Source organism: Mycobacterium sp. (genome assembly GCF_032162105.1).
In the GTDB taxonomy this organism is placed as follows: Bacteria; Actinomycetota; Actinomycetes; order Mycobacteriales; family Mycobacteriaceae; genus Mycobacterium.
The window spans coordinates 1-8570 of the sequence record NZ_JAVRPS010000600.1 but is presented as its reverse complement, the minus strand read 5'-3'; the positions used below and the strand labels follow the sequence as shown (position 1 = coordinate 8570).

Here is an 8570-nt window from a genome sequence, read left to right as displayed (position 1 = left end):
CGCACGTGCGCCTTTTCCAGCAGCAGCACCTGGGCGCCGTTGTCGGCCGCCGTCAAAGCGGCCATCGTTCCTGCGGTGCCGCCGCCGATCACCAGCACGTCACAGTCGAGCCGGAGGGCACCTTCTGGCGCGGGGATGTCCATTAGCTGACGAGCTCCGAATGATCGAGTGCGGCAATCACTTCAGACCTGAGAGCTGACGCTGACGGCGGCGAGGAGCGTGGCGCGGATGCGTTTCACGGGTGGTCCTTCAGCGCAGGAGATAGGGCATGTTGACGGTGACGGCGCCGGTGGGACAGCGCGCCGCGCACGGCCCGCAGTACCAGCACTCGTCGACGTGCATGAATGCCTTGCCGTTCTCCGGGTTGATCGCCAGCGAGTCCAGCGGGCAGATCTCCACGCACAGCGTGCAGCCCTCGATGCACAGCGACTCGTCGATGGTGACGGGGACGTCGACCCGTTGGTTGACGAGTGTCATAGCGTTTCCCTCAACAGGTTGCCGCGCAGCGTGATTCGGTCGCCACGCATCCGGATGTACTCGAGATCGACGGGTGTGCCGTCGTCGAGGTGAGTGAGTCGCTCCAGCAACAACGCCGCGGCGCCGTCGGGCACTTGAAGGAGGGCCGCCGTGTGTGCGTCCGCCGCCACGGCCTCGACGGCCAGGGCTGCGGTGCCGAGGCGCTGGCCGGTGGCCTCCTCGATGAGCGCGAAGATGTCGTTGGTCTCCAACGGACTCTCGAGGACGGCGGCGCCGATCTCGGGTGTCAGGTAGGTCATGTCCAGGCTCACCGGCAGGTCGCCGAGAAAGCGGAGCCGCTCGACGAAGATGACCTCCTCGCCGGGTCTGAGCTGCAATCGATTGGCCACGGAGGGGGGAGCGGCAACCGGCATGGCGGCGCGCACGACGTTGCGGATCTCGCCGTACCCCTTGAAGGTGGCCTTGAGGCCGACGAGCGCATCGAGACCGTGGTCGTACTTCCGGATGGCGACATGCGTGCCGACCTTGGGTCCGCGGCCGATCAGGCCCTCCGTCTTCAGTGCGGCGAGCGCCTCGCGGACGGTATTGCGTGACACGAAGAACTCCGTTGCCAGCTCACCTTCGGAGGGCAGTCCGTCGGGATAGCCGCCTGCGTGGATCTGATGGCGTAGGACGTCGGCAACCAGCCGGGCCTGGTCGGCACGCGGACGGCGGATGGGCGTTGGCTCCGCGTGGGTCACGTCCCTCCTCGTCGCCGATGGTCTGTATGAGCCTCTCAATGGACTTCTGAATCACGCTAAGACCGATGTCAGAGCCCACCCGACGGCATCGTCCGTACGCGGTTGGGTGGTCCGGCAATGCGCCGCCTGCCGGCGGAGTGGACCTGCCGATATCCGGCCGAATGCGGGTATTGCGCCACCAGGCGTCGGGCAGCCAGATTTGCAATCCCGGTGAGTCGAAGTGGGTGAGGGCGCCCAGGCGCCCCCGCGAGCACCTCCGGGCCTCCCAGAACGGCATCAGGGTCGTGGTTGTACGGCGCGATCAGGGCCGTCGAGGAATACGCCCGGTCAGATGACCTCGGTGGGGGCGTCCGGTGCGGGCGCGGGGACGAGTTCGGGGGCTGGAGCGGGAATTCCCTCCGGCGGTGCCGGGGGAAGCGCCAGGCCGGGCTCGGGAGCTCCAGGAGCGGCCTCGGGCGCAGGTTCCACGAATCCGACCTCCACGACGTCAGCCGGCGGCGGAGGAGGCGCGAAGGGGTCGGCCGGCGGAGGAGGCGGCGCGAAGGGGTCGAACGGCGGGGGCGGAGCGTCGGCGGGGGCCTCGTCGATCGCCTCCGGCGCCACCGGGAGATACATGTGATGGGTGAACTGGGATTGGAAGGCGCCACCACCGCCGACCCTGACACCGCCGCGTTCACCGCTGGACACCGGCGTGCCGTCCGGCAGCGTCACCGCCGTGTGGCCGGAATTCCAGCCGATCACGAGGGCGCCCGGCGCGGTGCCGTACCTGAAGCCCCGAGCCAGCAGGGCGGCCTCTTCGTTCGCGGTGTGGAACCTGTCGCCGTAGACGGGCCTGCCGGTGGCGGCGTTGGCCACCCACGATGCCAGGCCGGAGCAGTCCGTCCCGTGCGGCGAGTCGCCACCCGAGACGTACGGCGTACCCGAGACCTGGTTGACGAGTGTCAGCAGGGTTGCGGTCGCTAATCCGATCATGCGGTCGGACACTAACAACGGACTTTGCCCGAAACCAAAATATGTGGCGGCCATCACGTTCCTCGAGGCAAGAACATGTTCGACAAAACACCTTGGGCGACTGGCCTTCTCGCGAAGGTGATGGTGACGGCGCGAGTAGCAATGCTGCGCGAGAGCGACTTTCGTCAAGCGAACCGTTCGGCGCGTCGAAAACCCTGTTCAGGCATGGTTTCTGAATGCGTTAGGCGAAGCCGCGCGGTAATGCCTTAGCCTATGGCGGCGGGTTGCATCGGCCGTTGCTCAAACTGCACGTGGGCGACAGTGCAGGCCTCTGCTGAATCGATAAAGTGAGCCTCACCTATGCGCAATGCGTTCGAGGGCCTGCCGGGGCCGAGTTCACGCCGTTTGCGCCATATGCGGCCGAAGGTGACACCGTGGTTGTGATGACGCTCATTGACGAGCGGGAGTTGGTCCGAAGGGCTGAATCGGTTGACCATCAAGGTGTTTCGTTCCTCGATTCGACCACATGCCTGTGATCATCAGCGGTGCAACGGAATTCGATCAGATCGGCCACAGCGACGCGGGTAGGGATCGCGAAAGAACGGAATGCCCGATGGTGCGACCCTGAGGAAGCCGCCCGCCGGGCCCGAGGTTGTTGAGTCTTTCGCGCGCCGAGTCCTCGGCCATCGGGAACGTGCCGTGAATTGTCAGGTGGTAGTTCGAGGAACTGGACGGCGCGCGGGTTCTGCAGCGCGTCAGCGATATACGCCCATGCCGCCGTCGACGTGGATGGTCTGGCCGGTGAGATATTCGGCTTCGTCGCTGACCAGAAACGCCACAACGGCTCCGATGTCCTCAGCAGTGCGGCCGACCCGCCGCAGCGGCACCGACTTCAGTGCGCGCTCGTAGTCCTTCGGCGCGATCTCCCGCCAGAACTGGACGCCTTCCGAGTCGGCGAACGGGCACACCACGTTGACCCTGATGTTGTCGCGTCCCCACTCGAGTGCGGCGGCCTTCGACATGCCACGGACGGCTTCCTTGGCGGCGGCGTAGGCGCCGAAGCGCGCCTGCCCACCCGTCCCCGAACCCGAGCCGAGGTTGACGATCACGCCGCCGCCTGCGGCGGCCATCGTCGGATACACGGCTTGCATAAGGAAGAACGTGGCGCGCGGGGCGGTGTCGAACACCAGGTCGTAGTCGTCGACGGTGATGTCGACGAACGGTTTGGGCTCGTTGGTGGCGACCGCGTTGTTGATCAAAGCGTCGACCCGGCCGAAGGCGGTCAGAGCGGCGCCGACGATCCGGCGCGGGCTCTGGGGATCCCGCAGGTCGGCCGGTAGGGATTCGAACCTGAACCCCGACTCGGCGAACTCGGCCGACGTGGCTGCCAGCTCGTGCTCGTTGCGATCGACCAGGAGCGCCGTCGCGCCCCGACCGAGAAGGGCCTGCGCGATGCCCTTGCCGACGCCCTGAGCGGAGCCCGTCACGATCGCGGTGCGTCCCGCCAGCGACCGCGGATGGGAGAACTCGCTGCTCACGCGTCACCGCCGGGAATGCCCCTGTGGAGTTCGGCGGGGGTGCGCGCGCCGTCGGGGAACTGCACGAACTCGATCACCGTGCCGTCGGGATCGGTGACGAAGAACATTCGCACGCCCTCGACTTCGAAGGGCTTCTGGGCACGGTCGCCGACGACGGCCTTGATCGCTGCGTGGGAGTGATCGAGGTCCAGCACGGAGAACGAGATCACCTGCAGGCCAACGGGTCTGTACGTGGCGGCCGGCTCGTCGGGGCGTTGCCCAGGCAGGTAGAGCAGTTCGATGCTGGCGCCGCCAACCAGGCCACCGACCGCACGACCCGAGAACGGCTCACCCGAGAGTTCCTGGTCGAAGACGATGTCCATGCCGAGCACGTCGCGGTAGAAGGCGAGCGCGCTGTCCATGTCGCTGACCGCGATGACCACGTGCGAGAACTGTGTGCCGAGGCCGACATCGGCCTGCCCGTCCGCCATGTCGACAAGCTACCGCGCGCACCCGCTACATTCGGCGGGTGACTCGCGGAACCAGTTGGTGGATCGCCAGCGCGGAGCGCACCATCACCGACGTGGTCCAGGCACCGCCCGCGGAGGTTCGGGCGTTCTACGTCGACCTCGACAACATCAAGCTGGTCCACCCGCTGGTGGTCTCGGTGCAGTCGACCGCGCGCACGGTGACCGCGGACGGCTACACCCAGACCTACCGCGTCCGCGATCGCATTCCGCTCGGGCCATTCGCGTTGGGCATCGCCTATACGGCCCGCCTGCACGTTCCGGTGCACGGCGACGTGCTGACCGAGGCGCGGCAGTTTCCCCGCGTCGCGCTCGACGGCGTGGTCTCCTTCGCCGAGGCCGGCGACGGCACCCGCATCACCGAGCGGCTCCGAATCCAGACCCCTCGTCCGCTGGCGGCGGTGACGGTACGGCAGGCCGTCGCCGCGCACGTCGAGATGCTCGCAGGCATCCGCAAGTACTTCGCCTGAGCCGTCACGCGCCGCCGACCGCGAGTTCCTTCGCCCAGCGATAGTCGGCCTTCCCGGCAGGCGACCGCACCACCTTCGGAGTGCGGATGAACGACTTGGGGATCTTGTAGCGCGCGATGGACTTCTGACACACCTCGACGAGTTCCTCGTCGGTGGCCGACCCGCCCTCGGCGAGCTGCACGATCGCGACGACCTCGCTGCCCCAACGCTCGGAGGGCCGGCCCACCACCACCACGTCATAGACACCCGGGTGGGCGGCGATGGCGCGCTCGACCTCCTCGACGAAGATCTTCTCGCCCCCGGAGTTGATCGTGACGGAGTCGCGGCCCAGCAGTTGGATGCGGCCGTCGTCGAGAACGTTGGCCCGGTCGCCGGGCACCGACCACCGCACCCCGTCGATCGTGGGGAACGTCCCCGCGGTCTTGGCCTCGTCGCCGAGGTAGCCGAGGGGAATCAAGTCGCGGCGCGCCAGCCAGCCCTGCCCCTCACCGGGTGAGAGCACCCGATCCAGGTCCGCGGACACCACGGCCGTGTCGGACTGCGGGTTGAACGTCGCGGCCTGCGTCTCGGCGCCCGCCGATGCGTAGGTACTCATCTGGGCGCCCGATTCGGACGCCCCGACGGCGTCGAGCAGCATGATGTGGGGCAATGCCGCCAGAAGGCGGTCGCGCACCGTCGGCGACAGCGGGGCGCCGCCATTGCTGAAGGTCACAAGGCCGGACAGGTCGTAGTCGCCCGTCTCGATCTCGTCGAGCAGCGGGCGGGCGATCGCGTCGCCGACGACGGGGATGCTCAGCACCCGCTCGCGCTCGGCGAGTCGCAGCACGGCAGCCGGTCGCATCCGTTCCACGTCGTCGGGGATGACCAGGCGCCCGCCCATCGTCACGGCGTTGAAGGTGGCCCACTGGGCCGCACCATGCATGAACGGCGGGATCATCATCATCGACATCGCGCCGGCGGACGCGCGCGCCTTGTCGGCGAGTTCGTCGTGGGACGCCAGGAACTGGTCGCTGCCGAAGGGGCGCCCGCCCATCGACGACAGGAATATGTCGTGCTGGCGCCACAGCACGCCCTTCGGCATGCCGGTGGTGCCGCCGGTGTACAGGATGTACAGGTCGTCACCCGACGGTGTCGGCATGCCGTCCGAAGGGGCCGGCGTGGCGAGGATCGTCTCGTAGTCGACCGCACCGGGCAGCAGGGGATTGCCGGATCCGTCGGCGACCTGGATGAGCACTTCGAGGGCGGGCAGCCGGTCGCGGATCGCGGCCACCCGGGGTGCGAACTCGGCCGGATAGACCAGTGCCCGGGCCTTCGAGTCGGTGAGCAGGTAGACCAGCTCTTCCTCGACGTAGCGGTAGCTGACGTTGAACGGGGCCACCCGCGCGCGGTAGCTGCCGATCATCGCCTCGAGATACTGGTTGCCGTTGCGCAGATAGATGCCGAGGTGGTCCTGGCCCGATTCGTGGCCGGCGAGCGAGTCGCGCTCGGTGTGGCAGCCGAGCCCGAACGACGCCAGGTAGTGCGCGAACCCGTCGACTCGCGCGTCGACGTCGGCGTAACTGAGCCGCCGGTCGCGCCACACCAGGAACGTCTGGTCGGGAATCGCCCTCGCGACCGTGCCGAACACATCGGACAAGTTGAAGGACACGTCACCCATGACAACGCTCACGAACGATGACCATACATCTCTTCGCTGAATGTATGGTCATAAGGCCGTCGCGCTCAGCCAGGGAAGAAACCGGCCCCCGTCAGCGTGCCCGGCTGCCACCCCTGCGCGCCCAGGCACACCATCGCGCGGCCGTCGGGCGCCTGAGCTGCCGACTTCGGACCGGGGCACGGTGCACCGATGTCCTGCTGGCCGTACAGCGGATAGGACGACACCCAGAACCCCGTGTCGATCGGTGGCCACTGGTTCGGGATCCAGTGGCAGGCCAAGGCTTCCCCACCGGGGCCGCGCCCGAAGGTGAACACCTGATAGTTGTCGCACGGCCCGGCCAGATGGGCGTCGTAGTTGATGCCGGGCACGTCGGTCGAGTAGTGACCCGGTAGATCCGGATAGTCGTTGTTCGGATCGGCGGCGGCCGACGGCGCCAGGCTGACGGCAGCGGCCGCGACGGCGGCGGCGATCACGAGTTCGCGAATCATGTCGAAGGGCCTCCTCGGAGTTGCGGCAAAGCCTAACGGGTGCGTGCCGGGCTCCGAGCGGTTTCACTAGGCAGGCGGCTGCTCGGGTGAGTCGAGCACGCTCACCGCGATGCCGTAGGGCAGGAACCGCACCTTGCGGGTGGGGTCGGTGTTGCTCTTGTTGGCGCGCAACGCGTCGAGTTCGGCGGGGTAGACCTCTTCGATGTGGGCACCGCCCTCGGCGTCCACGCTGTAGATCGCCCAGACGCCGTCCCCGGTCTCCCCAGTGGTCTCTGGTTCCGACTTGGGCCGCGACTGCCGCGTGATCTGATCCAGCAGGGTGGCCCAGCCGGCCCCCTTGCCGAGACGGTCGAGCGCGTCGCGCAGGCCGTCGCCGGCCTCCCGGAACACGCGGTCGAAATCCTCGGGGTCGATGCCGAACGGTCCGTTCTGGCTCATCGTCGCCTCCTTGCAGATGGATCGTGACGCGGGCTCGCAGTCTGTCACCAGTGTGCGCGTCATCAGCAATGTTCGCCACGACGTCCGCGCGGGCGGGGCCTCTGGTAGACGATGAGGTCATGTCCGACGACCAGCCCACCGGCACCACGCCCAGCCGCGCCGAGCTGCTGGCCATCGTCGAGAGATCGCCTGCGGCCACGGGTGCACACGACAGGGATGCCTGGGTCGGACTGTTCACTCCTGGCGGACGAGTCGAGGACCCGGTCGGGTCCAGCCCGCACGCTGGCCGCGCCGAGATCGAACGGTTCTACGACACGTTCATCGGCCCGCGCGACATCACCTTCGACCGCGACACCGACATCGTCGTGGGCCGCACGGTCGTCCGCGACGTCGACCTCGAGGTGTCGATGGCGGACTCGCTGGTGATGCGGATCCCCGCCTACCTGAGGTACGACGTCGAAACAAGCGACGGCGAGCTGAGAATCGCTCGGCTGCAAGCGCACTGGGAGCTGCCCGCGATGGCGGTGCAGTTCGCCAGGGCCGGACTGGCGGCGGTGCCTGCGGGCCTTTCGCTGTCCCGCGGGTTGCTGATGAACCAGCGTTTCGGGGGAACGGTGGGCTTCATGTCGGGTTTCCGGGGCGTGGGAGCGCGCGGTAAACGCCACCTGACCGCGTTCCTCGACGACGCGTGCGCCGGAGACGAAGTCGCCGTCCGGCGTCGACTCTCCGACGGGGTGCTCATCACGCTGGGCGACGACGGCCGGCTCGCGACGTCGGAGTTGGTGAGCCGGCTGGCGGGCTCGCAGTTCCGCAAGCTGATCGCCGCCGGCGACACGGTGGCGGCCGGGATCGAGTCAGATGGGCGGCGCCAGGTGCTCATCGCCGAGATGCGGTCCGGGCCGCTCGCCATTGCCAGGATCCGACTGTTCGGGCCGCGGACGTGAGACGGTTACCAGACCATGCATGACCACGAGTACTTGACCTATGAGGAATTCGGCCGCCGCTTCTTCGAGATCGCGGTCACCGAGGAGCGCGTCGGCGACGCGATCGCGGAGATCGCAGGCAACGAGTTCGAGATGGGCCCGATGGGGCAGGGGCCTGGCGGGATCGCCAAGGTCACCGCCAAGGTGAAGGTCCAGACGCCGTCGGTGACCCGCCACGTCGGCGAGCAGATCACGTTCTCGATCCGCATCCCGCTGGAGATCGACATGGTCATCGACCTGCGCATCGACAAGCCTCGGTTCATGGTGTTCGGGGAGATCGCCCTGGGGGCGACGGCGCTGGCCGCCGAACCGTTGCTGCTCA

General features: G+C 67.9%; 11 protein-coding genes and 1 pseudogene. 3 read left to right on the top strand and 9 right to left on the bottom strand.

The genetic code is table 11. From position 1 onward, the window contains the following. The 6 genes from QOC69_RS30610 to QOC69_RS30585 all read right to left on the bottom strand — a co-directional run. Positions 1–143, bottom strand: a 143-nt coding sequence (locus QOC69_RS30610) for an FAD-dependent oxidoreductase (RefSeq protein WP_526446267.1), incomplete at its 3' end; no start/stop codon positions are given. A 106-nt stretch (positions 144–249) separates the two neighbouring features. Then, positions 250–477: a 4Fe-4S dicluster domain-containing protein gene (locus tag QOC69_RS30605; RefSeq protein WP_029114105.1), complete on the bottom strand. Its 228-nt coding sequence runs from the start codon at positions 475–477 to the stop codon at positions 250–252. Further along, complete coding sequence (locus QOC69_RS30600) at positions 474–1217, bottom strand: GntR family transcriptional regulator (protein WP_526446265.1); 744 nt, start codon at positions 1215–1217, stop codon at positions 474–476. Before QOC69_RS30600 ends, QOC69_RS30605 begins: the two co-directional genes overlap by 4 nt. A 327-nt stretch (positions 1218–1544) precedes the next feature. Beyond that, positions 1545–2189, bottom strand: a complete 645-nt coding sequence (locus QOC69_RS30595) for a peptidoglycan endopeptidase (protein ID WP_526446264.1) — start codon at positions 2187–2189, stop codon at positions 1545–1547. Positions 2190–2923: 734 nt separating this feature from the next. Next, the gene (locus tag QOC69_RS30590) at positions 2924–3706 is read right to left on the bottom strand and encodes an SDR family NAD(P)-dependent oxidoreductase (RefSeq protein ID WP_526446263.1); all 783 of its coding nucleotides are present in this window, start codon (positions 3704–3706) and stop codon (positions 2924–2926) included. Further along, entirely contained in the window at positions 3703–4176 is a 474-nt protein-coding gene (locus tag QOC69_RS30585; RefSeq protein WP_526446262.1) for a VOC family protein, read from the bottom strand. Before QOC69_RS30585 ends, QOC69_RS30590 begins: the two co-directional genes overlap by 4 nt. Positions 4177–4214: 38 nt before the next feature. On the opposite strand from QOC69_RS30585, the gene QOC69_RS30580 reads away from it, so the two are divergent. Next, positions 4215–4682, top strand: a complete 468-nt coding sequence (locus QOC69_RS30580) for an SRPBCC family protein (RefSeq protein WP_526446261.1) — start codon at positions 4215–4217, stop codon at positions 4680–4682. 4 nt (positions 4683–4686) lie between these two features. Here the strand turns inward: QOC69_RS30580 and QOC69_RS30575 are convergent, their stop codons facing one another. The 3 genes from QOC69_RS30575 to QOC69_RS30565 form a co-directional block, all read right to left on the bottom strand. Further along, positions 4687–6339 carry an acyl-CoA synthetase gene (locus QOC69_RS30575; RefSeq protein WP_526446266.1) on the bottom strand — a complete coding sequence of 551 codons (1653 nt, stop codon included), beginning with the start codon at positions 6337–6339 and terminating at the stop codon, positions 4687–4689. A 65-nt stretch (positions 6340–6404) separates the two neighbouring features. Next, a complete protein-coding gene (locus QOC69_RS30570) occupies positions 6405–6827 on the bottom strand; it encodes a hypothetical protein (RefSeq protein WP_526446260.1) in 423 nt (140 codons plus the stop codon). Between the two features lie 66 nt (positions 6828–6893). Continuing rightward, the gene (locus QOC69_RS30565; protein WP_526446259.1) at positions 6894–7265 is read right to left on the bottom strand and encodes an Rv0313 family protein; all 372 of its coding nucleotides are present in this window, start codon (positions 7263–7265) and stop codon (positions 6894–6896) included. Positions 7266–7384: 119 nt separating this feature from the next. On the opposite strand from QOC69_RS30565, the gene QOC69_RS30560 reads away from it, so the two are divergent. Both QOC69_RS30560 and QOC69_RS30555 read left to right on the top strand, forming a co-directional pair. Further along, positions 7385–8209, top strand: a complete 825-nt coding sequence (locus QOC69_RS30560) for a nuclear transport factor 2 family protein (RefSeq protein ID WP_526446258.1) — start codon at positions 7385–7387, stop codon at positions 8207–8209. A gap of 15 nt (positions 8210–8224) precedes the next feature. Then, positions 8225–8570, top strand: a pseudogene (locus QOC69_RS30555) (hypothetical protein); the annotation flags it as partial.

Coding starts and splice junctions, on each gene's coding strand:
- QOC69_RS30605 (WP_029114105.1), bottom strand. CDS start 477: ATGACACTCGTCAACCAACGGGTCGACGTCCCCGTCACCATCGACGAG.
- QOC69_RS30595 (WP_526446264.1), bottom strand. CDS start 2,189: ATGATCGGATTAGCGACCGCAACCCTGCTGACACTCGTCAACCAGGTC.
- QOC69_RS30585 (WP_526446262.1), bottom strand. CDS start 4,176: ATGGCGGACGGGCAGGCCGATGTCGGCCTCGGCACACAGTTCTCGCAC.
- QOC69_RS30575 (WP_526446266.1), bottom strand. CDS start 6,339: ATGGGTGACGTGTCCTTCAACTTGTCCGATGTGTTCGGCACGGTCGCG.
- QOC69_RS30570 (WP_526446260.1), bottom strand. CDS start 6,827: ATGATTCGCGAACTCGTGATCGCCGCCGCCGTCGCGGCCGCTGCCGTC.
- QOC69_RS30565 (WP_526446259.1), bottom strand. CDS start 7,265: ATGAGCCAGAACGGACCGTTCGGCATCGACCCCGAGGATTTCGACCGC.
- QOC69_RS30560 (WP_526446258.1), top strand. CDS start 7,385: ATGTCCGACGACCAGCCCACCGGCACCACGCCCAGCCGCGCCGAGCTG.